Origin of the sequence: Microbacterium pratiae, from assembly GCF_047302165.1 — a bacterium.
Lineage (GTDB): Bacteria > Actinomycetota > Actinomycetes > Actinomycetales > Microbacteriaceae > Microbacterium.
Map to the genome: position 1 here is coordinate 413,200 of NZ_CP154843.1, position 24,808 is coordinate 438,007.

At 71.3% G+C, this 24,808-nt stretch carries 24 protein-coding genes; 18 read left to right on the forward strand and 6 right to left on the reverse strand.

Going from position 1 to position 24,808, the window contains the following annotated elements:
• The first annotated feature begins 33 nt into the window (after positions 1–33).
• The 7 genes from AA0Y20_RS01950 to csrA are packed head-to-tail and all read left to right on the forward strand — an operon-like array spanning position 34 to position 5,742.
• The gene (locus AA0Y20_RS01950) at positions 34–498 is read left to right on the forward strand and encodes a flagellar biosynthetic protein FliO (protein WP_412937008.1); all 465 of its coding nucleotides are present in this window, start codon (positions 34–36) and stop codon (positions 496–498) included.
• On the forward strand, positions 495–1,229 hold the full coding sequence (gene fliP, locus AA0Y20_RS01955) for a flagellar type III secretion system pore protein FliP (RefSeq protein ID WP_412937010.1): 735 nt from the start codon (positions 495–497) through the stop codon (positions 1,227–1,229). Before AA0Y20_RS01950 ends, fliP begins: the two co-directional genes overlap by 4 nt.
• Positions 1,230–1,241: 12 nt before the next feature.
• Entirely contained in the window at positions 1,242–1,517 is a 276-nt protein-coding gene (gene fliQ, locus AA0Y20_RS01960; RefSeq protein WP_412937012.1) for a flagellar biosynthesis protein FliQ, read from the forward strand.
• Between the two features lies 1 nt (position 1,518).
• Positions 1,519–2,280, forward strand: coding sequence for a flagellar biosynthetic protein FliR (locus AA0Y20_RS01965; protein ID WP_412937014.1), 762 nt, complete (start codon positions 1,519–1,521; stop codon positions 2,278–2,280).
• A gap of 13 nt (positions 2,281–2,293) precedes the next feature.
• Positions 2,294–3,385, forward strand: coding sequence for a flagellar biosynthesis protein FlhB (locus AA0Y20_RS01970; protein ID WP_412937015.1), 1,092 nt, complete (start codon positions 2,294–2,296; stop codon positions 3,383–3,385).
• Positions 3,382–5,433, forward strand: a complete 2,052-nt coding sequence (locus AA0Y20_RS01975) for a flagellar biosynthesis protein FlhA (RefSeq protein ID WP_412937017.1) — start codon at positions 3,382–3,384, stop codon at positions 5,431–5,433. Before AA0Y20_RS01970 ends, AA0Y20_RS01975 begins: the two co-directional genes overlap by 4 nt.
• Positions 5,434–5,487: 54 nt before the next feature.
• Positions 5,488–5,742, forward strand: coding sequence for a carbon storage regulator CsrA (csrA, locus tag AA0Y20_RS01980; protein WP_412937019.1), 255 nt, complete (start codon positions 5,488–5,490; stop codon positions 5,740–5,742).
• 19 nt (positions 5,743–5,761) lie between these two features.
• Here the strand turns inward: csrA and AA0Y20_RS01985 are convergent, their stop codons facing one another.
• Both AA0Y20_RS01985 and AA0Y20_RS01990 read right to left on the reverse strand, forming a co-directional pair.
• On the reverse strand, positions 5,762–6,763 hold the full coding sequence (locus AA0Y20_RS01985) for a metal ABC transporter solute-binding protein, Zn/Mn family (RefSeq protein WP_412937021.1): 1,002 nt from the start codon (positions 6,761–6,763) through the stop codon (positions 5,762–5,764).
• A gap of 52 nt (positions 6,764–6,815) precedes the next feature.
• The gene (locus AA0Y20_RS01990; RefSeq protein WP_412937023.1) at positions 6,816–7,556 is read right to left on the reverse strand and encodes a GntR family transcriptional regulator; all 741 of its coding nucleotides are present in this window, start codon (positions 7,554–7,556) and stop codon (positions 6,816–6,818) included.
• Between the two features lie 182 nt (positions 7,557–7,738).
• Here AA0Y20_RS01990 and AA0Y20_RS01995 point away from each other — a divergent pair, with 182 nt between their 5' ends.
• The 9 genes from AA0Y20_RS01995 to AA0Y20_RS02035 all read left to right on the forward strand — a co-directional run bounded on the left by AA0Y20_RS01995 (position 7,739) and on the right by AA0Y20_RS02035 (position 19,173).
• Positions 7,739–8,821: a substrate-binding domain-containing protein gene (locus AA0Y20_RS01995; protein ID WP_412937025.1), complete on the forward strand. Its 1,083-nt coding sequence runs from the start codon at positions 7,739–7,741 to the stop codon at positions 8,819–8,821.
• A gap of 44 nt (positions 8,822–8,865) precedes the next feature.
• The gene (locus AA0Y20_RS02000; protein ID WP_412937027.1) at positions 8,866–10,389 is read left to right on the forward strand and encodes a sugar ABC transporter ATP-binding protein; all 1,524 of its coding nucleotides are present in this window, start codon (positions 8,866–8,868) and stop codon (positions 10,387–10,389) included.
• Positions 10,386–11,357 carry an ABC transporter permease gene (locus tag AA0Y20_RS02005; protein ID WP_412937028.1) on the forward strand — a complete coding sequence of 324 codons (972 nt, stop codon included), beginning with the start codon at positions 10,386–10,388 and terminating at the stop codon, positions 11,355–11,357. Before AA0Y20_RS02000 ends, AA0Y20_RS02005 begins: the two co-directional genes overlap by 4 nt.
• Positions 11,354–12,424 (forward strand): ABC transporter permease, encoded by a 1,071-nt coding sequence (locus tag AA0Y20_RS02010; RefSeq protein WP_412937030.1) that lies wholly within the window; start codon positions 11,354–11,356, stop codon positions 12,422–12,424. Before AA0Y20_RS02005 ends, AA0Y20_RS02010 begins: the two co-directional genes overlap by 4 nt.
• Positions 12,417–13,289 (forward strand): 3-hydroxy-5-phosphonooxypentane-2,4-dione thiolase, encoded by an 873-nt coding sequence (lsrF, locus tag AA0Y20_RS02015; RefSeq protein WP_412937032.1) that lies wholly within the window; start codon positions 12,417–12,419, stop codon positions 13,287–13,289. The genes AA0Y20_RS02010 and lsrF overlap by 8 nt, the downstream gene beginning before the upstream one ends.
• Before the next feature lie 47 nt (positions 13,290–13,336).
• Complete coding sequence (locus tag AA0Y20_RS02020) at positions 13,337–14,989, forward strand: FAD-dependent oxidoreductase (RefSeq protein ID WP_412937034.1); 1,653 nt, start codon at positions 13,337–13,339, stop codon at positions 14,987–14,989.
• A gap of 17 nt (positions 14,990–15,006) precedes the next feature.
• The gene (locus tag AA0Y20_RS02025) at positions 15,007–16,497 is read left to right on the forward strand and encodes an FGGY-family carbohydrate kinase (RefSeq protein WP_412937036.1); all 1,491 of its coding nucleotides are present in this window, start codon (positions 15,007–15,009) and stop codon (positions 16,495–16,497) included.
• The gene (locus tag AA0Y20_RS02030; protein WP_412937037.1) at positions 16,494–18,431 is read left to right on the forward strand and encodes an SDR family NAD(P)-dependent oxidoreductase; all 1,938 of its coding nucleotides are present in this window, start codon (positions 16,494–16,496) and stop codon (positions 18,429–18,431) included. Before AA0Y20_RS02025 ends, AA0Y20_RS02030 begins: the two co-directional genes overlap by 4 nt.
• A 175-nt stretch (positions 18,432–18,606) precedes the next feature.
• Positions 18,607–19,173 (forward strand): manganese efflux pump MntP family protein, encoded by a 567-nt coding sequence (locus AA0Y20_RS02035; protein WP_412937039.1) that lies wholly within the window; start codon positions 18,607–18,609, stop codon positions 19,171–19,173.
• A 117-nt stretch (positions 19,174–19,290) separates the two neighbouring features.
• On the opposite strand, the gene AA0Y20_RS02040 is transcribed toward AA0Y20_RS02035, so the two are convergent.
• From AA0Y20_RS02040 to AA0Y20_RS02055, 4 genes are all read right to left on the reverse strand, one after another.
• Positions 19,291–19,530, reverse strand: coding sequence for a DUF4287 domain-containing protein (locus tag AA0Y20_RS02040; protein WP_412937040.1), 240 nt, complete (start codon positions 19,528–19,530; stop codon positions 19,291–19,293).
• 277 nt (positions 19,531–19,807) lie between these two features.
• The gene (locus AA0Y20_RS02045; protein ID WP_412937041.1) at positions 19,808–21,154 is read right to left on the reverse strand and encodes a dihydrolipoamide acetyltransferase family protein; all 1,347 of its coding nucleotides are present in this window, start codon (positions 21,152–21,154) and stop codon (positions 19,808–19,810) included.
• A gap of 31 nt (positions 21,155–21,185) precedes the next feature.
• Positions 21,186–22,166: an alpha-ketoacid dehydrogenase subunit beta gene (locus AA0Y20_RS02050; RefSeq protein ID WP_412937042.1), complete on the reverse strand. Its 981-nt coding sequence runs from the start codon at positions 22,164–22,166 to the stop codon at positions 21,186–21,188.
• Positions 22,163–23,299 carry a thiamine pyrophosphate-dependent dehydrogenase E1 component subunit alpha gene (locus AA0Y20_RS02055; RefSeq protein WP_412937044.1) on the reverse strand — a complete coding sequence of 379 codons (1,137 nt, stop codon included), beginning with the start codon at positions 23,297–23,299 and terminating at the stop codon, positions 22,163–22,165. Before AA0Y20_RS02055 ends, AA0Y20_RS02050 begins: the two co-directional genes overlap by 4 nt.
• A gap of 277 nt (positions 23,300–23,576) precedes the next feature.
• Here AA0Y20_RS02055 and AA0Y20_RS02060 point away from each other — a divergent pair, with 277 nt between their 5' ends.
• Both AA0Y20_RS02060 and AA0Y20_RS02065 read left to right on the forward strand, forming a co-directional pair.
• Entirely contained in the window at positions 23,577–24,023 is a 447-nt protein-coding gene (locus AA0Y20_RS02060; protein ID WP_412937046.1) for an SRPBCC family protein, read from the forward strand.
• Between the two features lie 184 nt (positions 24,024–24,207).
• Positions 24,208–24,702 (forward strand): DUF1990 family protein, encoded by a 495-nt coding sequence (locus AA0Y20_RS02065; protein ID WP_412937047.1) that lies wholly within the window; start codon positions 24,208–24,210, stop codon positions 24,700–24,702.
• Positions 24,703–24,808 lie beyond the last annotated feature (106 nt).

The window sequence follows — 24,808 nt, forward strand, 5'->3', positions numbered from 1 at the left end:
CTCGCGCTGCGCGTCGTCGTCTCCCTCGGCGTCGTGCTCGCGATCGTGTGGGTGCTGCAGCGTCGCTTCTCGCGCGGCAGCGCTGCCGGGGCGCGCACGGGCCGGCAGCGCAGTCGCCGGTCGGCACGCGCGGATGCCGTCGCCGACATCACCGTCGTCGCCAAGCGCGGCATCGGCCCGAAGGCGCAGGTCGCCGTCGTCGAGATCGACGGCGCCCGGTACGTCCTCGGCATCACCGAGGGCGGCGTGTCCATGCTCGACCGCATCGACCCGGCACCGGACACCACGACACGGGATGCCGCACACGGCGGTGTCGGCACGAGCCGCCCGGCTCTGCGGGATGTCGCGGGCGACACGCCCCTCGCGCCGCCCGTCCCCCTGCTGCGCTCGCAGGCCCGCGCGGAGCGCACGGCACGCAGCACAGCCCGTACCACCCGCCCGGCTGCCATGACCGCGCGTGATGCCGCACAGGTGCTGCGCCGGGCCCTGGGCGCGTGATCTCGGGCGGCGCGCTCGGCGCGCTCGTGCTCGTCGCCGCCTCGACGCCACCGCCGAACGGCGGGGTATCGGTCGACATCAACGGCATCGACGGAACGCCCTCGTCGTCGGTGCTCACGCTCATCGGCATCACGCTGCTGTCGGTCGCCCCCGCGCTGCTCCTCATGATGTCGTCGTTCACGAAGATCTTCGTCGTGCTGGCGATGACCCGGAACGCCCTCTCGCTGCCCACGATCCCGCCCAACCAGGTGCTCGCGGGCCTCGCCCTGTTCCTCACCCTCTTCGTGATGTGGCCGGTGCTCACCGAGATCAACACGGTCGCGGTGCAGCCCTACATCGACGGCTCGATGACGTTCACCGACGCCGTGGGCGTCGGCTCCGACCCGCTGCGCACGTGGATGCTGTCGTTCACGCGTGAGGAGGACCTCGCGCTCATGACCCGGTTCGCCGGGGCCGACAACCCCCAGGACCCGGCGAGCGTCCCGATGATCACCCTCATCCCGGCGTTCATGATCTCGGAGCTGCGCGCGGCCTTCATCATCGGCTTCGTCATCTTCGTCCCGTTCCTCGTCATCGACCTCGTCGTCGCGGCGGCGCTGATGTCGATGGGCATGATGATGCTCCCGCCGGTGATGATCTCGCTGCCCTTCAAGATCCTGCTCTTCGTGCTCGTCGACGGGTGGGGGCTCATCCTCCGCACGCTCATGGAGAGCTACGGAGCGGGCGGATGACCGGGGGCACGTGTGAACCCTGAAGCCGTCCTCGACATCGGCATGGAGGGCGTCGTCCTCGCCGCGAAGCTGGCCGCTCCGCTGCTCATCACGGCGCTCGTGGTGGGCTTCGCCATCTCGCTCCTGCAGTCGATCACGCAGATCCAGGAGGTCACGCTCTCGTTCGTGCCGAAGGCCGTCGCCGTCGCGATCGCCCTCGTCGTCTGCGGACACTGGATGATCGCGGAGGCGATCACCTTCACCCACACGATGTTCGACCGCATCCCGCACCTTCTCTCGGGCGGTTGAGATGCAGCTGCTGCTCGACTTCGCCTGGATCGAGGCCACGGGACTCGCGGCGGTCCGCACGACCGCGTTCGTCTTCACGGCCCCGCCGTTCTCGTACGGCGCTTTCCCCGCCCGCATCAAGGCGATGGTCGCGATCGGGGTCGCCCTCGCCCTGAGCGGCACGGTGGCGCCGGGATATCAGAGCCTCGACACCGGCGCCTTCTTCCTCGCCCTGACCGCTCAGGTCGTCACGGGGGCGCTGCTCGGGTTCCTCGTGATGACGTGCTTCGCCGTCGTGCAGTCGGCGGGTGGCCTGATCGACGTCTTCGGAGGCTTCCAGCTCGCGCAGGGCTTCGACCCGCAGATGAACGTCAACGGCGCTCAGTTCACCCGTCTCTTCCAGATGATCGCGCTCGCCCTTCTCTTCGCGAGCAACGGCTATCAGCTGATCCTCGCGGGACTCGCACGCAGCTTCACGGCGATCCCCGTCGACGGCATGCTCGACCTCACCCGCCCGGTGGAGCTGCTGGTCGACACGGCGTCGCAGCTCCTCGTCGCCGCGCTCCAGATCGCCGGTCCCCTGCTGCTCGTCCTCTTCCTCGCCGACATCGCGCTCGGGCTCGTCAGCCGCGTCGCGCCGGCGCTCAACGCGTTCGCGCTCGGCTTCCCGCTGAAGATCATCCTGACGTTCCTGCTGGCGGGGAGCGTCATCCTCGCCCTGCCGGCCGTGGTCGGCGCCCTCACCGACCAGGCGACCGGCCTGCTGATCGGCGGCACCCGATGATCGGGGGCGAGTCGTGAGCAGCGACAGCGGAGAACGCACCGAGCAGGCCAGCCGCCGACAGCTGCGCGAGGCCCATCGCAAGGGCAAGCTGTCGCGCAGTCAGGACCTGTCCGCCTGGCTCGCGATCGGCACGGTCGCGCTCGTCCTGCCCGCCATGATCGGGGCGGGTGCGGATGCCGGCGCCGCGCAGTTCGTCGAGATCGCCGCCGTCATCCGCAACCCCGACCCCGACCATGCCGTCGCCGTCCTGTCGTCGGCCCTCGGCAGCATCCCGGCCATCCTCGGCACGGCCCTGCTGGCCGTCGCGATCGTCGCGATCGTCGGCTCGGTCGCCCAGGGCGGCATCCATCTGCGCGGCGTGCCGACGCGGTTCGAGCAGTTCAACGTGCTGAACGGCGTCAAGCGGCTCTTCGGCGTGCCGGCGCTGTGGGAGGGCGCGAAGGCGCTGCTGAAGACCGCCGCGATCGGCCTCGCGCTGTGGTTCGTCGTCGCCGGGTTGATGCCCGTTCTGACGATGAGCGGCGCGCATCCGATCACGCGGCTGCTCGAGATCGCCTCGAACGTGGTGACGGCGCTGCTCATCACCGCGGTCGCGGTCGGCGTGCTGCTCGCGGCGATCGACGTGCTCGTCGTCATGCGCCGCAACCGCAAGCACACCCGCGTGACCAAGAAGGAAGCGCGCGACGAGCACAAGAACTCCGAGGGCGACCCGCTCATCCGCAGCCAGCGCCGCGCGCGGCAGATGGCGATGAGCCGCAACCGCATGATCGCCGCCGTCGGCGACGCGGATGTCGTGCTCGTGAACCCCACGCACATCGCCGTCGCCCTGCGCTACGAGCCGGGCAAGTCGGCGCCGCGCGTCGTCGCGAAGGGCCAGGGCCTCATCGCCGAGCGCATCCGCGAGCGGGCGCACGAGGCCGGGGTCCCCCTCGTCCGCGACATCCCGCTCGCCCGCGCCCTGCACGGGGCCTGCGAGCTCGGCCAGGAGATCCCCGGCGAGCTCTACACCGCCGTCGCTCGCGTGCTCGTCTTCGTCGACGGGCTCAAGCGCCGCGGCGCGGCACGCGGCGTCCACACCGTTCCCGAGAGGAAGGCACCCCGATGAACATCCTGAGAAGGTCGCTGGTGCCGATGGGGGTCGTCGGCATCATCATGCTGCTGATCGTGCCGGTGCCACCGCCGATCCTCGACGTCCTCATCATCACGAACATCCTGTTCGCCCTGCTGATCCTGCTGACCGCGATGTTCGTGAAGCGACCGCTCGATTTCGCGGTCTTCCCGTCGCTGCTGCTGGTGGCGACGCTGTTCCGCCTGGGGCTGAACGTCGCATCGACGAAGCTCGTTCTGGGCGAGGCGCACGCGGGGCAGGTCATCGACGCGTTCGCCGCGATCGCCGTGGGCGGGTCGCTCGTCATCGGCATCGTGGTCTTCCTGATCCTCATCGTCATCCAGTTCGTCGTCGTGACGAAGGGCGCCGAGCGCGTCGCCGAAGTCGGCGCCCGTTTCACCCTCGACGCCATGCCCGGCAAGCAGATGGCGATCGACGCCGACCTCAACGCGGGCCTCATCAGCGACACCGAGGCTCGGCGACGGCGGGCCGAGATCGCCGCCGAGGCCGACTTCTACGGCGCGATGGACGGCGCCTCGAAGTTCGTCAAGGGCGACGCGATCGCCGGTCTCGTGATCATCATCATCAACCTGGTCGGCGGCGTCGCGATCGGCATGCTCTCGAAGGGCATGGAGGCGGGCGAGGCGCTCAACACGTACGCCCTGCTCACGATCGGCGACGGCCTCGTCACGCAGATCCCCGCGCTGCTCATGGCGGTCGCGACGGGCATGATCGTCACGCGCTCGGGCGCGGAGTCCGACATGGGCTCGGCTGCGGCGGCGCAGCTGACGCAGTCGCGCAACGCGCTCTCGATCGCGGGCGGTGCGGCGATCGTGATGTCGTTCATCCCCGGGATGCCGATGTTGCCGTTCCTCGTCATCGGCGCGACCCTGCTGCTGATCGCGCAGCGGGTCGGACGCCGCGAGCAGACTCAGGCGGCGGAGGACGCCCCGGACGTCGATCCCCGCGGAGCCGTCGACACCCCCGAGGAGCTGGCCGAGCGGATGCGGGTGCACGCGCTCGAGATCCTGCTGGCGCCTGACATCGTCGACCTCGTCACCGGCGGTCCCGACGACCTGCTCGGACGCGTCCGGTCGCTGCGACGCAAGACCGCGCTCGAGCTCGGGCTCATCGTCCCGCCCGTCCGCACGCGCGACAGCATCGAGCTGCCGCCGTCGACCTATGTCATCCGGGTCGCCGGGATCGAGGCGGGTCGCGGGGTCGCGCCCCGGTCCTCGCTCCTCGCCCTGGGCTCGGGCCTCGAGACCCTGCCCGGCCGGGCGTCGCCCGACCCGGTCTTCGGGATCGACGGGAAGTGGGTTCCCCTCGAGATGCGGCACAGCGCCGAGCTCGCGGGTGCGACCGTCGTCGACCGAGCGAGCGTCATCATCACCCATCTCTCCTCGGTCATCCAGGCTCACGCCTCGCGCCTGCTCAGCCGCGAGGACGTCCGTCAGCTCACCGAGACGCTGCGCCAGTCCAGTCCCGCAGCCGTCGAGGAGCTCACACCGGCGCTGCTGTCGCTGGCCGAGGTCCAGCGTGTGCTGCAGGGTCTGCTCGCGGAGCGCATCCCGATCAACGACCTGACCCGGATCTACGAGGCGCTCGCCCTGCGGGCGAAGACGACGACCGATCCCGATGCCCTGATCGAGGCGGCGCGCCTCGCGCTCGGTCCCGCCGTCGCGACCCGGTTCGCCGAACAGGGACGGCTGCGCATCGTCATGATCGACCCGCTGCTCGAGCAGTCGATGCTCGAGGCGATGCGGCCGAGCGAGGACGGCCCGCACATCGCGCTCGACCCCCGCCGGCTGGAGGCCGTCGTAGCCTCGACGCGGGCCGCTCTGGAGGGGGCGGGCCCCGGCCCCGAGCCCGTGCTCGTGTGCGCGCCGTCGCTGCGCTCCGCCGTCCGCCGCCTCATCTCGTCGCAGACGGACGGGCTGCCGGTGCTGTCGTACACCGAGGCGACGGCCGGCGGCCTGGCGATCGACACGGTCGGCGTCGTCCGGGACACGATCGGCGATGCCCACGCCATCACGACCGTATGAGACTCGCGTCGACCGCGGAGCGCGCGGAGCGCGTCCGGAAAGTAGGGTGATCGGATGCTGGTGTTGACGAGACGAGTCGGTGAGAAGGTGCTCATCGGCGACGACATCGAGCTCACGGTGCTCGAGGTCAAGGGCGACAGCATCCGACTCGGCATCGAAGCGCCGCGGTCGACCCGCATCCAGCGCGCCGAGATCGTCGCCGCCGTCGAGACGGAGAACGTCTCGGCCGCTCGCACCTCCGCGGACGAGCAGCAGGCCCTCCTGAAGGCGCTCGTCCGCCGCCGGAGCGAGGCCCCGACGGCGGACTGAGGAGGGTTCGGGCGGCGGGTCAGCCCGCGAGGGCGCCCGAGATCTCGTCGATGTTCTGCTGCATCCAGCCGACGTAGTCGACGCCGTCGGGCATGAGCTCGGTGAACTCGAGCACGGGGATGTTCAGCTCGCCGGCGAGCTTGGTGATCTCCGTCGTCTCGGCGCCGCCCGTCTGGGCGTTGACGATCACGATGCGCACCTCCCCGGCGCGCAGGATCTGCTGCGCCTCGAGGAGCGTCGCGGGGGGCACGTCCTGTCCCTCCTCGACGGCTTCGCTGAAAGCGGCCGGAGTCGCGTTCTCGAGGCCCGCGGCAGCGGCCAGGTACAGCGGCACCGGCTCGGTCACGAAGATCTTCTCGCCCTGATGGGCCGCCGAGATGGTGTCGAGCGACGTCTCGAGGCCGTCGATCCGCTCGATGAGCGCCTGGGCGTTCGCCTCGAAGGTGTCGGCCTGGGCCGCGTCGAGCTCGCCGAGCTCATGAGCGATGTCCTCGACGAGGTGCGCGATCGTGTGCGGGTCGTACCAGACGTGCTCGTTGAAGCCCTCGATGTGGTCATGACCCTCGTGATCGTGGTCGTCGCCTTCATCCGAGGCGTGGTCGTCGCCTTCATCCGAAGCGTGGTCGTCGTGGCCTTCGGCGCCGGGGAAGTCGTGCGAGAACTCGACCGCCGTGAGCACGGGGGCGGTGCTGCCGCTCGACTCGACGAGCCCGTCGAGGAACGAGTCGTAGCCGCCGCCGTTCTCGATGATGAGATCGGCCTGCGACACCGTCAGCTGGTCGCGCGCCGACGCCTCGTACGAGTGCGGGTCCTGCGCGAGCGAGGTCACGATCGAGGTCACCTCGACGGCATCGCCACCCACTTCGGCGGCCAGCGACCCGTAGACGTTGGTCGAGGCGACGACGCTGATCCTGCCGTCGTCCGAGCCGTCCGCGGCCGGCGATGAGGTGCCGGCGCAGCCGGCGAGGGCGAGGGATGCCGCTGCCACGAGCACGGCGGCGGGGAGGAGTCGACGGGTCATGCCTTCAATTGTACGTTACTGATAATCGTTCTCCTTACCGCAGAGCGGGAGATCAGCGGATTCCCACGTAGAAGCGCGACTCATCGCTGCGATGGAGCGCCAGGTACCGCTCGAACGGGACCCCGTCGGCATCCCAGGCGATCGACTCGATCGAGAGCACCGGCTGACCCGGCGCGAGCTCGAGGAGTTCAGCGTCCGACGGCTCGGGGACGACCGCGCCGAGCCAGCGATCGGCGCCGCTCGGCTGCACGCCGAAGTTGCGTCTCAGGTGCTCGTACAGCGAACGGTTCTCGAGGTTGGCGCGCGCGAGCGTCGGGAAACGGTCGTGCGGCAGCACCGTGTCGACCAGCAGCCAGGGCGTTTCGTCGACGCGCCGCAAGCGGCGGAGCCGCACCACGGGCGCGCCCGTCGGAATCCGCAGCGCCTCGGCATCAGCGGCATCCGCGGTTCCGACGGCGAAGTCGAGCACGCGCGTCGTGACCACCCGGCCGGTTCCGGCCAGGTCGTCCGACGAGCCGGCCATCGAACCCACGAACCTGAGATCAGGGCGCTGCGGCGAGACGAACGATCCGCGGGCGCGCACCTTGTAGATCAGGCCGGCGCGCACCATGTCGGCCAGCGCCTCGCGGACGACGGTGCGCGAGACCCCGAAGCGATCGATCAGCTCCGACTCGGAGGGGAGCGCCTGGTCCGGCCGGAGGCGCCCCGACTCGATCTCACTGCGCAGCGCGAGCGACAGCTGCTGCCACAGCGGGAGATCGGACGAGCGGTCGAGCGTCGTCGCTGCGGTCATGGGAGCCTCCTCGATCGGGCCGTCACGGCGAGCGTATCGGCGCCGTGTTGACACCCGGCGGCCCGCTCCCTATCTTAGTCATCACCAACTTGTCATGACAGGTTGGTTGTTACGAGTTTGGCAGCCCGCACGCCCTCGTGACATCGGCACCTCGCAACGATGCGACACCAGGAGGCACAACGATGACGTTCCCGACCACCCGCCGCATGCTCGCCGCAGCGGCCGCGACAGCGATCTCCGCTCTCGTCCTCGCCGGCTGCGCCGGCAGCCCGACCGACACCACCGCTGCCGGCGGAGAACCCCAGGGCCTGAAGGTCGCCCTGTCGAACGGGTTCGTCAACGGCTGGCGCCTGACCCTCATCGACAAGTTCGAGACCGAGGCCGCGAAGCTCAAAGAGAGCGGGGTCGTCTCCGACTACAGCGTCGTCAACGCCCCGGGCGAGAACAGCGCGACCGAGCAGGCGTCGCAGATCCGCAGCCTCATGCTGCAGAACCCCGACGTGCTCATGGTGATCCCCGCCTCGTCGACCGCCCTCGTGCCCGTCGTCGAGGAGGCCTGCGCGGCCGGGATCACCGTCGTGATCGTCGACGCCGACATGGACACCAGCTGCGGCATCGTCGTGCGCAACGACTACGGGCAGTGGGGCGCCGACTCGCTCCAGCCCGCCCTCGACGCGATCGGCGGCACCGGCGACATCATCCTCAACCGCGGCGTCATCGGCTCGCAGCCCGACGAGGCGTTCTACGCCCGCCAGCAGGAGATCCTCGCCGATTACCCCGACGTGAAGGTCGCGGCCGAGGTGAACGGCTTCTGCGACGCCGCGACGGCGCAGAAGGAGATCGTCGCGATCCTCGGCTCGATGCCGACGATCGCCGCCGTCCCCGGATGCATCGGCGGCATGGGCGTCGTGCAGGCGTTCCAGTCGGCCGGCCGCGACATCCCGGTCGTCGTCTTCGACACCGACGGCAAGTCGCTGTCGTTCTGGAAAGAGAGCGGCATCGACAACGGCTCGTTCGCCGCGCTGACCGACCCCGGGCAGATCGTCGCCGCCCTCTACGCCGCCATCGCGAAGCTGCGCGGCGACGAGGTGCCCGACGAGGTCGTGCTGCCGCTCGTGCAGGTCACCCAGGAGAACCTCGATTACTGGGTCGACGCCCTCGGCACCGATGAGTACGCGGCGAACGCCTGGGACGAGGGGACCACCGACGCCGCCATCGCGGCTCTGCTCGCCGGCGACGACGTCGCCGTGCCCGCGCTGCCCTGACAACCGGTGACGCCGTGGCCGACCAGCTCGAACCAGGAGACCCGATGACAACCCTGTCGCACACCCCCGCGACCGCCCCCTCGGACGTGGCGCTCGTCACGGCCGAGGCCGTCGCCAAACGGTACGGAAACACGACGGCTCTGGCCGGGATCGACATCTCGGTCGCCGCCGGCGAGATCCTCGGCCTGGTCGGCCACAACGGCGCCGGCAAGAGCACCCTCATGCGGGTGCTCGCCGGGCGCGAGCAGCCCGACGCCGGCAGCATCCGCTGGCAGACCGGCGCCGGCACCGCGACGCCCGGCACCGCGAAGTCCGGCACCGCGAAGCCCGGCACCGAGCAGCCCGGTGTCCGGATGATCTATCAGGAGCTCGCCCTCTGCCCCGACCTGACGGTCGCGGAGAACATCGCGCTCTCGGATTCCGGAACCCGCGGCGCGGGCTGGAACCGCCGCGCCGAGCGGCGCGTGTCGCGCAAACTCGACGAGGTCTTCCCCGGGCACGGCGTCTCGGTCCTGCGCCGGGCCGGCGACCTCACGATGGCGCAGCGCCAGATGGTCGAGATCGTGCGCGCCCTGTGCACGCCGTCGCTGTCGCTGCTCATCCTCGACGAGCCGACCGAATCGCTCAGCATCAATGCGACCCGCCAGCTCTACGAAGCCCTGCGCGGGCTCGCCGCGGAGGGCGTCGGGATGGTCCTCATCTCGCACCGGATGCAGGAGGTGCTGGCCCACGCCGACCGCATCGCCGTCATGAAGGACGGACGCGTGGTGCAGGTCGTCTCGGCGGAGGAGACCGACGAGGACGCGCTGCTGGCGGCCATGGGCGGCGAGGTCCACGCCGACACCGCGACGGTGCGCCGGGTCAGCGCTGCCGGCGCACCGCCCGAGATCGACGCCCCGGGGACCGTCGCGCGGATCGACGGGGGCGATGTGCCGTTCTCCGTCTCCCCGGGTGAGATCGTGGGCCTCGCCGGACTCGCCGGACACGGCCAGGATGAGCTGCTGCGCCGGCTCTGGTCGAACGCGCGCGGCGTCCGCGTCGTCCGCGGACGCGCCTACGTTCCCGGCGACCGCCAGACGAGCGGCATCTTCTCGCTCTGGAACGTCGCCGACAACCTCACCGTCTCCGCCACGCGTCATCTCGCGACGGCGGGAGTCGTCCCGCCGGGGCGACGGCGGCGGCTCGCCGAGGAATGGGTGCAGCGCCTGAACGTGAAGGGCGGGGCACGCGCCCCGATCACGTCTCTGTCGGGCGGGAACCAGCAGAAGGTCATCGTGGCGCGGGCGTTCGCGACCGACGCGCCTCTCGTGCTGCTCGACGACCCCTTCCGCGGCGTCGACGTCACCACGAAGAACGAGCTGTACGCCCTCATGCGCGTCGAGGCGGCACGAGGCCGCTCGATCGTCTGGTACTCCACGGAGAACGGCGAGATGGCGCACTGCGACCGCGTCTACGTCTTCCGCGCCGGACGCGTCGTCAGCGAGCTCGCGGGCGACGACATCACCGACGAGCGCATCATCGCCGACTCCTTCGGGATCGACGCCGAGACAGTCCAGGAGGACCGATGACCACCGACGTGCTCTCCCCGCCCACCGCGCCGCAGCGTCTGCGCGCCTCCGCCGTCAACGGATCGCCCGCGCTCCTCGCGCTCGTCGCGCTCATCGCCATCTTCGCGCTGACCGCGGCCCTGCAGCCCGGCATCCTCAGCGTGCCCGGCCTCACCCTCATGCTGATGTCGTCGGTGCCGCTCGTCCTCGCCGCCCAGGCGCAGATGATCATGATGGCCGTCGGCGACATCGACCTGAGCGTCGGGTACCTCGTGGGCCTCATCACGGTCATCGCGGCGACGCTCCTCCGTGAAACGCCCGCGCTCGCGATCGCCATGATCGCCGGCATCCTCGCCGTCTACGCCCTTCTCGCGTGGGTCGTGCAGCGCCGCGGGGTGCCCTCGATCATCCTGACGCTGGGCATGTCGTTCGTGTGGCTGGGGATCGGCCTGCAGATCCGGCCGACGCCCGGCGGACAGACCCCCGACTGGCTCTCGGCGCTGTCGACCTGGCGACCGACCTGGTTCCCGGCGCCGCTCATCTTCATCGCGGCGGCGACGGCGCTGGGCTGGTGGATCACCCGTCGCTCGCTCGCGGGTGCACGCATGCGCGCGCTCGGCTCGCAGGCCGCGACGCTCGAGAAGACCGGCGCCTCGCTCGTCGCGACCCGCGCGACCGCCTACGTCGCGGCGGCCGCTCTCCTCGTCGTCTCGGGTCTCCTCCTCGCCTCGCAGACCTGGTCGGGCGACATCAACGCCGCCGGGGAGTACACGCTCATGACGATCGCCGCGGTCATCCTGGGCGGCGGCACCTTCTCAGGCGGCCGCGCCCTGCCGATCGGCACGACGCTCGGCGCCATCACCCTCGGACTCATCACCGTGCTGCTCAGCCTCATCAACCTCCCGTCCGCCCTGCAATCGGCCGCACAAGGCGTCATCGTCATCGCCGTGCTCGCAGGCCGCATGATCACCGAGAGGATCGCGCGATGACCTCCGCCTCCATCCCGCTCCCGGCTCTCCGCCGCGGGCCCGCCTGGCCCGCCTGGGGGTGGTCGCTCCTCGGCGTGCTCGCCGTATGGGCGGTCATCATCGCCGTGCGGCCCGGGTCTCCCCTCGACCCGATGACCCAGGCCCTCTCGCTGGCGCCGTTCCTCGTGCTCGTCGCCCTCGGACAGATGCTCGTGATCACCCTCGGCCCGGGCAACATCGACGTCTCCGTCGGCACCGTCATCTCGATGGCCTCGTACGTCTCCGTCGGCGTGGGCGCCACGGCGGGGCCGATGGTCGGGCTCGCCGCCGGCGTCGGTTCCGGACTCGCCGCCGGTGCGGTCAGCGTCGCCGCGATCCTGCTCCTGCGGGTCCCGCCGATCATCGCGACGCTGGCGACGAGCCTCATCGTCACGTCCGCGACGCTGCTGCTGGCGGATGCCGCGCGCGGCGGCGCCGACGCGGGACTGCGGGCCTTCGTCACGGCCAAGGCGTTCGGCATCCCCGTCATCGCCCTCGTCGTCGCGGCGATGACCGTGATCGTCTGGCTCGCTCTCACGCGGACCCGTGTCGGCGTGGCCGTCATCGCGGTCGGCCAGAGCGTTCGCGCAGCCGAGCGCGCAGGCCTGCCGGTGGCGGGCGTGACGGTCACCGCCTACCTCGTGTCGGCGGGCCTGGCGGGACTCGTCGGCGGCCTGCTCGCCGCGTTCATCTCCCCCAGCACGGTGCTCGGCAGCTCGTACATGCTCGACTCCATCGCCGTCGTCGTGATCGGCGGGACCCTCATCTCGGGCGGTCGCCCCGTCCCGGCCGGCGCCTGGACCGGCGCCCTCTTCTTCGTGCTGCTGTCGGGACTGCTCAACCTCGTGGGGTGGTCGGTCGGCGCGCAGAACGTCCTCAAGGGCGTGCTCGTCGTCCTCGTGGTCGTGATCGCCTCGGCCGCCACCGGAACCGGCCGCAGCTCCCTCCACCGACTGCGGGCGAGCCTGCAGCGACCAGCCCCCGCTCCCTCGGCCCGACGCGCCGACACCGACCCCACCCCGAAGAACAAGGAGAACATCCATGGCTGACCTCGACGACCTGCGTGAGGGAACCGACTACTCCGGCCCCGCAGCGGCCGGCACCGGCTACCCCATCAAGGGCCAAGCAGGCCAGGACTGGGGGATGCGTGCGCGGATGTCGCGCGTGTTCGACCCCCGCGACGGCAAGACCGTGATGCTCGCGTTCGATCACGGCTACTTCCAGGGGCCGACGTCCGGCCTCGAACGGCTCGACCGCTCGATCCTCCCGCTCGTTCCCCAGGCGGATGCGCTGATGTGCACGCGGGGCGCACTGCGCACGACCATCCCGCCGCACTCGTCGAAGGGCATCGTGCTCCGCGCCTCGGGCGGACCGAGCGTGCTGAAGGAGCTCTCCGACGAAGAGGTCGCCGTCTCGATCGACGACGCCGTGCGACTGGATGCCGCGGCCCTCGCCGTGCAGGTCTTCATCGGCGGCGACAACGAGACGAAGTCGGTGCGCAACATGACGACGCTCGTCGACGCGGGCCAGGCGACCGGCATCCCGGTGCTCGCCGTCACCGCCGTCGGCCGCGACATGGTGCGCGACGCCCGCTATTTCCGGCTCGCGACCCGCATCAGCGCCGAGCTCGGTGCGGCGTTCGTGAAGACCTACTACGTCGAGGAGGGCTTCGAGACGATCACGAGCGCGTGCCCCGTCCCGATCGTCATCGCCGGCGGCAAGAAGGTCGAGGAGCGCGAGGCGCTCCGCGTCGCGTCGCGCGCCATGGCGGAAGGCGCGGCGGGCGTCGACATGGGACGCAACGTCTTCCAGTCGGAGCACCCCGCCGCCATGCTCGCGGCCGTCCGCGCGGTCGTGCACGACGACCTCAGCGCCGACGACGCCTTCGACCTCTTCCAGACCCTCTCCCACTGAACCGTCTCGGGGCGCCCGCGGGCGCCCCGAGACCAGAAGGATGCAGCATGCCCTCGCTTCGTACCCATGCCGAGCCCACCTCGGCCGACGTCGTCGTCATCGGCGCCGGGATCAACGGCCTCGCCATCGCCCGTGAGGCGGCCAGCCGCGGCCTCCACATCGTCGTCATCGACCGTGACGACATCGCCGCCCGCACGTCGGCGATCTCGACGCGTCTCATCCACGGTGGCCTGAAGTACCTCGAGCGCGTGGAGATCCCCCTCGTGCTCGAGTCGATCCGCGAGCGCAACATCCTGCTGCGCACGGCGCCGCATCTCGTGCGCCCGTACCCCATGCTGATTCCCTTCTCGCGGGGCGCCTCGCGCCCGGGATGGCTGCTCTCGTGCGGCCTGCTGCTGCACGACATCCTGTCGTTCGGCAAGAAGCTGCCCCGCAACCGCATCGTCTTCTCGGGCCGCCTGTCTCGCGAGTGGCCGTCGGTGGCCGCGGGCGGCGTGAAGTGGGGCGGGCTCTTCCAGGACGCGCACGTGCCGGTGACCGAGCGCTTCGGCATCGAGCTCGCCATCGACGCGGCCAACCACGGCGCGACGGTGCTCACCCACACCCCCGTCACCGACTTGATCCGCGAGAACGGACGCATCGCCGGTGTCCGGTACCTCGACCGTGAGGACGGTCGCGAGCGGACGCTGCGCGCGCCCGTCGTCGTCAACTGCGCCGGTCCCTGGGTCGACGCCGTGCTCGACCTTCAGGGTGATCACCCCCGCCGCATCGGGCCGACGAAGGGAAGCCACCTCGTCGTCGACGCGTTCCCGGGCGCGCCCGACACGTGCATCTTCTTCGAGTCGCCCGACGACGGCCGGCCCATGTTCGTGCTGCCGTGGTGGGACGGCAAATACATGATCGGCACCACCGACCTGCCCTACGACGGGTCGATCGACGAGATCGTCGTCGACGACGACGAGGTGGAGTATCTGCTGCGAGCCGTCAACGGCCTCATCCCCGCGGCCGGCCTCCGGCCCGACGCCGTGCTCTGGTCGTTCTCGGGCGTCCGCCCCCTCCCCTACGTCGCCGACCTCAGCGACCCGGCGTCGGTCAGCCGCGACAGCGAGATCGTCGTGCACACGGGAGCCGCCGCTGGACTGCTGACCGTCATCGGCGGGAAGTACACGACCCATCGCGCTCTGGGCGAGCAAGCGCTGCGGCGCATCGAGGCGGCACTCGGTCTCGGCCGTCGCCGCTCCGCGACGCGGACGGCGCGGTTCCCCGGCGCACCCGCCGGCGATCACGGACGCTTCGTCGCCGACAGCGTCGCCCGCAGCCCCCTCCCCGAGCGCAGCGCCCGTCGACTCGCCGACCTGTACGGCACCCTCAGCCGTCCGATCGAGATGCTCGCGGCATCCGACCCGTCACTCGCCGAGGTCATCGACGACGAGAGCGGGGCGATCGCCGCGGAGGTCGTCTACGCCGTCCGCGAGGAAGGCGCCCACACGCTCGAGGACGTCCTCATCCGTCGCACCGCGATCGCCCTGAACAGCGACGTGGGCCTCGGCTGCGCGGCGCGCGCGGCCGACGTGCTCGTCGCGCAGGGCGCCTGGAGCGCCGAGCGCGCGGATGCCGAGCTGGCGCGATACCGTGAAGCCGCCCGGCGCTTCGCACCCCGAACCCTGCGCCCGGCATCCGCTCAGCCGACGGCCGCCTGAGCGAGAAACGAGGATCGATGAAGATCTGCGTCATCGGCATCGACGTGGGCCTCACGTCTGCCAAAGCGGCGGCGTTCGACGACGCCGGGCGGGAGATCCGCACGGTCTCCGCGCCGAACCCGCGCGTCGCGGTCTCGCGCGAGCGGCAGGAGATCGCGATGGACACCCTGTGGGACGTCGTCGCCGACGTCCTCCGCGACCTCACGGCGTGGCTCGCTGCCGACGGATGGACCGTCTCGGCGGTCGGTGCGACCGGTCACGGCAACGGCCTGTACCTCGTCGACGAACACCTGCAGCCGGTGCGGCCCGCCATCGCCTCGACCGACAGCCGGGCCGAGCACGTCGTGGCCGCTCTCGATCCTGCGGCCGTCGAGCGGATGCGGCTGCTCACCGGATCGCTTCCGTGGGCGGCGCAGCCGGGCGTGCTGCTGCGATGGCTGCTCGACAACGAGCCGGAGTCGCTCGACCGGGCGCGGTGGGCGCTGACCTGCAAGGACTGGATCACCGCGTGCCTCACCGGCGTCGCGAGCGCCGACACGTCGGACTCGTCGGGGTGCGGCCTCGTCAACCTCCGCGAGCGGGAGTACGAGCCCGAGGTCTTCGACATGCTCGGCCTGCCTCGCGAGCTCCAGCGCATCCTGCCGCCCCTGCACGCGAGCGACGAGGTCGTCGGCACGATCAGCGCCGACGCCGCCGCACGCTCGGGGATCGCCGAGGGCACGCCCGTCGTCGCCGGCTGCATGGACTGCGTCGCGAGCCCGCTCGGGGCGGGATCGACCGACCTCGGCGACGTCACGGTGATCGTGGGCACGTGGGCGATCAACGCCGTCGTCGTGCCGACGGATGCCGTTCCCCCGCGTGTCACGATCAACGCGCTGCTCCCCGACCCCCGGCTCATGCTGGCCATGGAGGTCGCCCCCACGTCCGCGGCGAGCATCGAGTGGGCATCCGGACTGCTCGGCGCCCGCGCCACTCTGCCGCTGACCCCACGCGACCTGCTCGAGGCCGCGCACGGGGCACCGCCGCTGGCGGACGGCCTGCTGTTCCTGCCGTTCATCCACGGCGCCCCCGAGCATCTCGGCGCCTCCGGCACGTTCGTCGGGATCAAGGGAAGCCACGGCTACCCGCACGTCGCGCGCGCGGTCGCCGAAGGCATCACGCAGTACCACCGCGTGCAGATCGAGAAGGTCGTCGCGACGGGCGCCGTCGTCACCGACGCCCCGTGGACCCTCGCCGGCGGCGGGGCGAAGAACCCGCAGTGGGCGCAGATGTTCGCCGACGTCATCGGGCACGCGATGCGCCGGCAGCTCGGCACCGAGCTGGGCGCCCGCGGCGTCGCCTCGCTCGCGGCGCGGGGCGTCGGGGTCGACATGGCCCCGTGGGGCGTCGAGCCCGACCCGGCGCTCGTCGTGCAACCGGGCATCTGCCGCACGGCGTATCAGCAGCAGGCCGCACGCTTCGACCGGGTCGTCTCGTCGATGACGAGCGTCTGGGAGGCCTACGCATGACCCCCTCTCTCCCGGTGTCGGCCGCGCTCGACGAGATCGTCCGCGTCAGCCGCGCGCTCGGCGGCGATCCCTCGTTCGTCCTTCACGGGGGCGGGAACACGTCGATCACCGCGCGAGGCGAGGACGTCACGGGCGAGCCCGTCGACCTCGTCCTGGTCAAGGGCAGCGGATGGGATCTCGCCACGATCGAGCCCGCGGGGTTCGCGCCGCTGCGCCGCGAACGGCTCGAAGCCCTGCTGCGCCTGCCGCACCTCGACGACCCGACGATGGTGAACGAGCTGCGCCAGGCCTCTCTCGACGCATCGGCGCCGACCGCCTCGATCGAGGCGCTGCTGCACGCGCACCTCCCGGGACGCGTCGCGCTCCACTCCCACGCCGACGCGATCGTCGCCGTGACCGATCGCGACGTGCCCGACGACGAGGTCGCGTCGGCGCTGGGCCCGCGGGTCGCCGTTCTGCCCTACGTTATGCCCGGCTTCCCGCTCGCCCGGCTCGTGGCCGACACCGACCTGAGCGGCGTGGACGCGCTCGTGCTCCGGAACCACGGCTTGTTCACCTTCGGCGACGACCCCGACGCCGTGCTCGCCCGCCATCGCGAGATCGTCGCCCGCGCGGCCGAGGTCTCGGGGATCGTCGCCCCCGACCGGTCGGATGCCGGTGAGAACGACATCCCCCCGCGCGGCACGCTCGAGACCATCTCGGGCCTGCGCGCTGACATCGCACGCGCCGCGGGCCGCCCGATGCTGCTGCGACAGAGCCGGTCGGGCCGCGCCGCGGCGTTCGCCGGACGCCCGGACCTCGACACGGCCACGACCCGGGGAACGGCGACCCCCGAGCACGTCATCTACACGAAGCGGCATCCGCTCGTCGGGCGCGACGTCGCCACCTATGCGAGCACGTACCGGGCCTATGTCGAGCGCAACCGGCACCGCCTGACGGCGCCGGTGACTCCCCTCGATCCCGCGCCCCGCGTCGTGCTCGACCCGGAGCTCGGGATGCTGACCGCCGGCGATACCGTGCGGGATGTCGCCGTCGCGGCCGACATCGCCGAGCACACCATCGCCGTCATCGATGCGGCGGACGCGCTGGGCGGTTACCGCTCGCTCGACGAGGCTCAGAGCTTCGACATCGAGTACTGGTCGCTCGAGCAGGCCAAGCTCGCGAACCGCCGCCGCGCGCCGCTCGCCGGCGAGGTCGCCATCGTGACGGGCGCCGCCTCGGGCATCGGCCGCGCCGCCGCGGAACGGCTGCTCGCCGACGGTGCCGCCGTCGTCGGCGTCGATCTCGATCCGGGCGTGCAGCAGGCTTTCACCGGCGACGCCTGGCGCGGTGTCGTCGGGGACGTCGCCGATCCGGCGGTCATCGAGCGCACCCTCGACGAGGCGGTCCGCACCTACGGCGGCGTCGACATGCTCGTCGTCGCGGCGGGGATCTTCCCCCGCAGTCAGCCCATCGCCGACCTCGACGACGCGACCTGGGAGCGCGCTCTTCGGGTCAACGCCACCGCGCCGCTGCGCCTGATGCGGGCGGCGCACCCCCATCTGGCCCGGTCGCCGCGGGGCGGGCGGGTCGTGCTCGTGTCGACGAAGAACGTCGCGGCGCCGGGGCCGGGGGTCGCGTCGTACTCGGCCAGCAAGACGGCGGCGGCCCAGCTCGCACGGGTCGCGGCGATCGAGTGGGCCGCGGACGGCATCCGGGTGAACCAGGTCGAGCCGGATGCGGTCTTCGATACCGCGATCTGGACGCCCGAGCTGCTCGCGGAGCGTGCGGCCAGCTACGGGCTCAGCGTCGCGGAGTACCGCACGCGCAACCTGCTGCGCGTCGAGGTCACGAGTGCGATCGTCGCCGAGGCGATCGCCGTGTTCTGCGAGCAGCTGCCGGCGACGACCGGCGCCCACCTCAGCGTCGACGGGGGCAACGACCGGGTGATCTGAGACGGTGACCGTTTTCGGGCGACCGAACGATTCGCTCGCCCGAAATGCTGTCAATCAGGGCTTTTCGTCATTCTCGACGGCCCGGGACTGGCAAGCTCGAGAGCGGCCGATCTCCGTTCGACGGTGCCCGGGACGATCGCCCGCCATCCCGTCATCCCCGCTTCGAGGAGGAGCCATGTCGCCCTGGGCGCTCTTCATCCTGGCCGTCGGCGTCTCCGCCGATGCGTTCGCCGTCGCCCTCGGCAAGGGACTGCAGCTGCGCACCCACGTCGTGCGGGGCGCCCTGCTCATCGCCGGCGCCTTCGGGCTCGCGCAAGCCGTGATGCCGCTCATCGGCTGGCTGCTCGGCAGCACCTTCGCCGAGGCCATCGCCCCGTTCGACCACTGGATCGCCTTCGGTCTGCTCGCCGCCATCGGCGCGAAGATGCTGTGGGAGGCGTTCCGTCCCGACGATGACGACGCGGAGGCGGCATCCGGCCTCTCGGCCCGCGAGATCGTGCTGCTCGCTCTCGCGACGAGCATCGACGCCCTCGCCGTCGGCCTGTCGTTCGCCTTCCTCGACGTGCCGCTGTGGATCGCGGTCGTCTCGATCGGCCTCGTCACGTTCGCGCTGTCGTTCGTCGCCGTGCTCATCGGTCACCGCATCGGCACGCGCTGGCGCAAGCCCGCCGAGATCATCGGCGGCATCGTGCTGATCGGCATCGGCACCCAAATCCTCATCGAGCACCTGGTCGCCGGCTAGCCGCGCGAGGGTCGCGCTCGCGACCCTCGGAGAATCGCGCGCACCTCGGATCCGTACGCGCGAACAGTCCGAGCTTCGCGACATGCTCCGAAGAACGGATGCCGCGGCTGCCGCGACTCAGCCGGCGAGCTTCGCCTTCACATACGCGACGACGGCGTTCGCGTGGCCGTGACCCAGCCTGTGCTCGGTCTTGAGCGACTCGACGACCTGCATGTGCGGGGTCCCCGCTGAGAGCTGATCGGCGGCGATGTCGAGCCAGTGCTGGACCGGCAGCCCGTAGGTCTTCTCGATGCTCGGAAAGTACGACGCCGGCCCCTTCGGCTTGTTCGCAGGGGCGGGGACGCGCGGCGCACTCATGCGCCGAGGTTACTGCCCCGCTCGCCGCGAGAACATACCGTCGCCGCGAAAACACACCGTGCACGATACGTTCTCGCGGAGACGGTGCGTTCTCGCGGCCCGGCGACCGAGGATCGCGATTCGGCGTCACGATCCGGCGACGACGACGTGCTCCAGGTGGGTCGACAGCTACCGGCTCGCCATCGGCGAGCGGTACCGGACCTCACCCCGCGGGAATCCCTCCCACGCCGGAGGGGGGAGCGTGATCACGCTCCCCCCTCCGCTCGCCACAGCCCGCTCAGTCGAGCAGCAGGGCGGGCTCCTCGAGGACGGATGCCACGTCGGCGATGAACCGGCTCATGCCGTCGCCGTCGACGACGCGGTGGTCGAACGAGCCCGAGACCGTCGTGACGAAGCGGGGACGCACCTCGCCGTCGACGACCCACGGCTTCTGCCGGATCGTGCCCATCGCGACGATGCCCGATTCGCCGGGGTTGATGATCGGGGTTCCGGCATCCATGCCGAACACGCCGATGTTCGTGATCGTGATCGTGCCGCCCTGCTGGTCGGCGGGCGAGGTCTTGCCCTCGCGCGCGGTCAGCGTCAGCTTCTCGAGGGCGCGCGCGAGACCGCGCATGTTGAGGTCCTGGGCATCCTTGATGTTCGGCACGAGCAGACCGCGCGGGGTCGCGGCCGCGATGCCGAGGTTGACGTAGTGGCGCACCCGGATCTCGGCGCCGTTCTCGGTCTCGACCCAGGCGGCGTTCACCATCGGGGTGCGGCGGACCGCCCACACGACGGCGCGCGCCATGATCAGCAGCGGCGAGACCTTGATATCGGCGAAGTCGGGCGACGCCTTCATCCGCTTGACCAGCTCCATCGTGCGCGTCGCGTCGACGTCGGTCCACACCGACACGTGCGGCGCCGTGTGCGCCGAATCGACCATGTGCTTGGCCGTCACCTTGCGCACGCCCTTGACGGGGATGGTCTCTTCGCGGTCGTCAGCGGGTCCGGCTGAGACGACGGCCGGCGGCACCGGGATCGTCTGCTCGCGCACCTCGGGCCGGGCCGGCGTCTGCAGGTTGCGGAAGACGGATGCCTGCGACGCGTGGTTCACGACATCCTCGCGCGTCACCTCGCCCGCGGCCCCCGTCGGCGTGACCGATGCGAGGTCGACGCCGAGGTCGCGCGCCAGCTTGCGGATCGGGGGCTTCGCCACGACACCGACCGCTGCGCGCACCGGCGGCTCGGCCGGCTTGCGGCGGCGCGACTGCACCTGGCCCGCGCCGCCGTATCCGACGAGCACCGAACCGTTCTCCTCCGACGCGTCGCCCGCAGCGGCCGGCTTCTCGGCGGGCGTCTCGCCGTGCGCGGAGTCGCCGGTCGCGACATCCGCTTCCGCCGCCGCGCCGGCGATCGTGATGATCGCGGCCCCCACCTCGACCGTCGTTCCCTCGTCGACGAGCAGCTCGCCGACCGTGCCCGAGAACGGCGACGGCAGCTCGACGAGCGACTTGGCGGTCTCGATCTCGACGAGGACGTCGTTGACCGCGACCTCGTCGCCCGCGGCGACGCGCCACTGCACGATCTCGGCCTCGGTGAGGCCTTCGCCGACGTCCGGCAGGTGGAAGGTCTGGGTGCTCATGAGGGAATCCTCTCGCAGGCGCGTCGGATGGTCAGTAGGCGAGGGCGCGATCGACGGCCTCGAGGATGCGGTCGGCGTCGGGCAGGTACGCGCCCTCGAGCTTCGCCGCGGGGAACGGGACGTCGAAGCCCGACACCCGCAGCACGGGAGCCTCGAGCGAGAAGAACGCCTGCTCGGTGACGGTCGCCGCGATCTCGGAGCCGAGCGACGTGAAGCCGGGCGCCTCCTGGCCGTAGACCATGCGTCCGGTGCGCCGGACGGAGTCGAGGATCGGACCGTAATCGACGGGCGAGAGCGATCGCAGGTCGACGACCTCGCACGAGACGCCCTCGCTCTCGGCGAGCGCGGCGGCCTGCAGCAGCACCGTCACCATCGCCCCGTGTCCGACGAGCGTGACGTCGGTGCCGCGCCGGACGACGCGCGAGGCGTGGAGCGGCAGCGCCCGGGCGGCGAGATCGACCTCGCCCTTGGTCCAGTAGCGCGACTTCGGCTCGAGGAAGATGACCGGGTCGTTCGACGCGATGGCATCCTGCATCATCCAGTAGGCGTCGTTCGGCGTCGACGGCGACACGACCCGCAGACCCGCGGTGTGCGTGAAGTACGCCTCCGGGCTCTCCTGATGGTGCTCGACCGCGCCGATGTGCCCGCCGTAGGGGATGCGGATGACGACGGGGAACGACATGCGCCCCTCGTGCCGGTTCGTCAGCTTGGCGAGCTGCGTCGTGATCTGGTCGAAGGCGGGGAAGACGAACCCGTCGAACTGGATCTCGCACACCGGGCGGAAGCCCGCCATCGCGAGCCCGATCGCGGTTCCGACGATGCCCGACTCGGCGAGGGGCGTGTCGAGCACGCGCCGGTCGCCGAACTCGGCCTGCAGGCCCTCGGTGACGCGGAACACACCGCCGAGACGGCCGATGTCCTCGCCCATCATCAGGACGTGGTCGTCGTGCTGCATCGCGGCGCGCATGCCCGCGTTGAGCGCCTTGCTGAACGGCAGCGTCTCGACGCTCATGCGCGTCCCTCCTCGAAGGATGCCTCGTAGTCGGCGAGCCACGCCCGCTGCCGGTCGACGAGCGGATGCTGCTCGCTGTAGACGTGCGCGAACATGCTGTCGGCCTCGGGTGCGGTGAGCTGGTTCGTGCGGACCCGGACGTCGTCGGCGTAGGCCGCGGCCGCGGCATCCACGTCGTCGAAGAAGGATGCGGCGGCACCGCGACCCTCGAGATACGCGCGCATGCGGGCGATCGGGTCGCGCTGCGCCCAGAAGGCCTCTTCGTCGCTCGTGCGGTACTTCGTCGGGTCGTCGCTCGTCGTGTGCGCGCCCATGCGGTAGGTCAGCGCCTCGATCGCGCGCGGCCCCTCGCCGGAGCGGGCCTCGTCGAGCGCGAGCTTGGTGACGGCGTAGCTGGCGAGCACATCGTTGCCGTCGACGCGGATCGACGGCATCCCGTAGCCGGCGCCGCGGCGCACGAGCGGGACCTTGGACTGCGTCGACACCGGCACCGAGATCGCCCAGTGGTTGTTCTGCAGGAAGAAGACCTGCGGGGTGTTGTAGCTCGTGGCGAAGACCATCGCCTCGTGCACGTCGCCCTGGCTCGACGCGCCGTCGCCGTAGTAGACGATGACCGCTTCGTCACGCTCGGGGTCACCCGTTCCGGTGCGCCCGTCGAAGACCATGCCCATGCCGTAGCCCGAGGCGTGCAGCGTCTGCGAGCCGAGCACGAGCGTGTAGATGTGGGTGTTGCCGTTGCGGGGGTCGGTCGGGTCCCATCCGCCGTGGGTGAGGCCACGCATGAGACGGATGATGTCGATCGGGTCGACGCCGCGGATCGTGCAGACCACGTGCTCGCGGTACGACGGGAAGAGGTGGTCCTGTGGGCGCGCCGCGCGCGCGGAGCCGACCTGCGCGGCCTCCTGCCCGAAGGACGGCGGCCACAGCGCGAGCTGCCCCTGACGCTGCAGGTTCGTCGCCTGACGGTCGAAGGCCCGCACCGTCACCATGTCGCGGTAGAACGTCTCGAGCTCGGCGTCGGAGAGCGCGTCGATCACCGGGAGGTACCGCTCGGCTTCGGGCGACGGGTCGAGTGAGCCGTCGGCCGCGAGGACGCGGACGAGAGCGGGATCGAGTTCGGCTTCGTCGGTCACCCTCCCACGCTAACGCCCCCGGTATGGCCCCATCTGCATGCGGTCGACAACGGATGCCGCGATTCGCGGTGGGTGCGGCACAAGCCCTGGTGGGGGTGGGGGTGGGAGTGGGTGTGGGGTGCCCGGGCCGGGCCGGGCGGGGCCGGGATGCAAGGGATCGTCACCGACACCCCGCGGCGACGGCATCCGTGTCGGGGTGTCGAGTCTGAACACTTGCATCGAGGTACGGCGCGGGCGGCGGGCCGACGGGTGGCCGGGGCGGTGAGAGGATCGGCGGATGACGTCGTCGTTCGAGCTCGTGACGCGCGCCGCGGTTCCGCCGGCGGCGCTGTTCGACGCATCTCGCGATATCGGCGCGCATGTGGCATCGATGCGCGGCACCGGCGAGCGCGCGATCGCCGGTGTGATGAGCGGCCTGATCGGGCTCGACGAGACGGTGACCTGGCGGGCCTGGCACTTCGGCATCCCGTTCCGGATGACGTCGCGGGTGACCGCACTCGACCGCCCCCGCCGCTTCGTGGACGAACAGGTGGCCGGTCCCTTCCGGGTCTTCCGACACGAGCATCTCTACACCGAGCAGGACGGGATGACGGTCATGACCGACCGCGTGACCCTCGCCTCGCCCGTACTCGGCCGCCTCGCGGAACGCCTCGTGCTCGTGCCCTATCTGCGCCGGCTCCTCGCCCGCCGGGCCGCGCACCTCGTGGCCACCCTTTCGGACTGACGCCGGATCCACCCGGTTCGACCGCACCCCGCCCGTCCGAGCCGCGCCCCGCCCATCCGGGCCGCACCGCGATGCAAGGTCACTGAGCCGACACCCCGAGGCCGCCGCATCCGCCCCCGGGTGTCGCGGCAATTGCCTTGCATCCGCGCACGGGGGCGGGCAGGGCGGATGGGATGCTGGTCGCATGAGCCTGCCGCACCGTGACGAGTGGAACGCAGCACCGGGCGGCTTCCGCCGCTTCGAGAAGACCGTCCGGGTCGGCTCCGGGGATGCCGCGTGGCAGCGGGCACGCGCCGACCTGCTCGCGTGGCGGGTCAAGACGCGCAGCGGGTTCCGCGTCGCGCCCGATGCGCCGCCCGCCGTCGGCGGACGGCACTGGCTCGAGGCCGGCATCGGCCCGTTCGTGCTGCGCGAGCCGGTCGAGGTCGTCGCTTTGGTCGACGAGTCCGACCGGGTGGGATACGTATACCTGGCCCTGCCCGGACATCCGCTCGAGGGCGAGGAGACGTTCCTCATCACCCGCCGCGGCGATGAGGTGCTCTTCACCCTGCGCTCGCTCTCGCGCCCGGCACCGACGTGGTTCTGGCGGTTCGCTTACCCGGCGGTCCGCGTCGTGCAGGTCATCGTGCGCACGCGCTACCTCAGTGCGCTCCGCCGGGGAGACATCGCCGCGCACTAGCCCGGCCGCGCCGCGCCGCGCCGCGCCGCGATGCAAGGGATCGTGGCCGACACCCCGGGCGGACAGCATCCTCACCGGCGTGTCGATGCCGAAGCATTGCATCGCG

Excerpts from the sequence above, each read along its gene's own strand:
- AA0Y20_RS01965 (WP_412937014.1), top strand. The coding sequence starts at position 1,519 with ATGCAGCTGCTGCTCGACTTCGCCTGGATCGAGGCCACGGGACTCGCG.
- AA0Y20_RS01975 (WP_412937017.1), top strand. The coding sequence starts at position 3,382 with ATGAACATCCTGAGAAGGTCGCTGGTGCCGATGGGGGTCGTCGGCATC.
- csrA (WP_412937019.1), top strand. The coding sequence starts at position 5,488 with ATGCTGGTGTTGACGAGACGAGTCGGTGAGAAGGTGCTCATCGGCGAC.
- AA0Y20_RS01985 (WP_412937021.1), bottom strand. The coding sequence starts at position 6,763 with ATGACCCGTCGACTCCTCCCCGCCGCCGTGCTCGTGGCAGCGGCATCC.
- AA0Y20_RS01990 (WP_412937023.1), bottom strand. The coding sequence starts at position 7,556 with ATGACCGCAGCGACGACGCTCGACCGCTCGTCCGATCTCCCGCTGTGG.
- AA0Y20_RS01995 (WP_412937025.1), top strand. The coding sequence starts at position 7,739 with ATGACGTTCCCGACCACCCGCCGCATGCTCGCCGCAGCGGCCGCGACA.
- AA0Y20_RS02000 (WP_412937027.1), top strand. The coding sequence starts at position 8,866 with ATGACAACCCTGTCGCACACCCCCGCGACCGCCCCCTCGGACGTGGCG.
- AA0Y20_RS02005 (WP_412937028.1), top strand. The coding sequence starts at position 10,386 with ATGACCACCGACGTGCTCTCCCCGCCCACCGCGCCGCAGCGTCTGCGC.
- AA0Y20_RS02010 (WP_412937030.1), top strand. The coding sequence starts at position 11,354 with ATGACCTCCGCCTCCATCCCGCTCCCGGCTCTCCGCCGCGGGCCCGCC.
- lsrF (WP_412937032.1), top strand. The coding sequence starts at position 12,417 with ATGGCTGACCTCGACGACCTGCGTGAGGGAACCGACTACTCCGGCCCC.
- AA0Y20_RS02020 (WP_412937034.1), top strand. The coding sequence starts at position 13,337 with ATGCCCTCGCTTCGTACCCATGCCGAGCCCACCTCGGCCGACGTCGTC.
- AA0Y20_RS02025 (WP_412937036.1), top strand. The coding sequence starts at position 15,007 with ATGAAGATCTGCGTCATCGGCATCGACGTGGGCCTCACGTCTGCCAAA.
- AA0Y20_RS02030 (WP_412937037.1), top strand. The coding sequence starts at position 16,494 with ATGACCCCCTCTCTCCCGGTGTCGGCCGCGCTCGACGAGATCGTCCGC.
- AA0Y20_RS02035 (WP_412937039.1), top strand. The coding sequence starts at position 18,607 with ATGTCGCCCTGGGCGCTCTTCATCCTGGCCGTCGGCGTCTCCGCCGAT.
- AA0Y20_RS02040 (WP_412937040.1), bottom strand. The coding sequence starts at position 19,530 with ATGAGTGCGCCGCGCGTCCCCGCCCCTGCGAACAAGCCGAAGGGGCCG.
- AA0Y20_RS02045 (WP_412937041.1), bottom strand. The coding sequence starts at position 21,154 with ATGAGCACCCAGACCTTCCACCTGCCGGACGTCGGCGAAGGCCTCACC.
- AA0Y20_RS02050 (WP_412937042.1), bottom strand. The coding sequence starts at position 22,166 with ATGAGCGTCGAGACGCTGCCGTTCAGCAAGGCGCTCAACGCGGGCATG.
- AA0Y20_RS02060 (WP_412937046.1), top strand. The coding sequence starts at position 23,577 with ATGACGTCGTCGTTCGAGCTCGTGACGCGCGCCGCGGTTCCGCCGGCG.
- AA0Y20_RS02065 (WP_412937047.1), top strand. The coding sequence starts at position 24,208 with ATGAGCCTGCCGCACCGTGACGAGTGGAACGCAGCACCGGGCGGCTTC.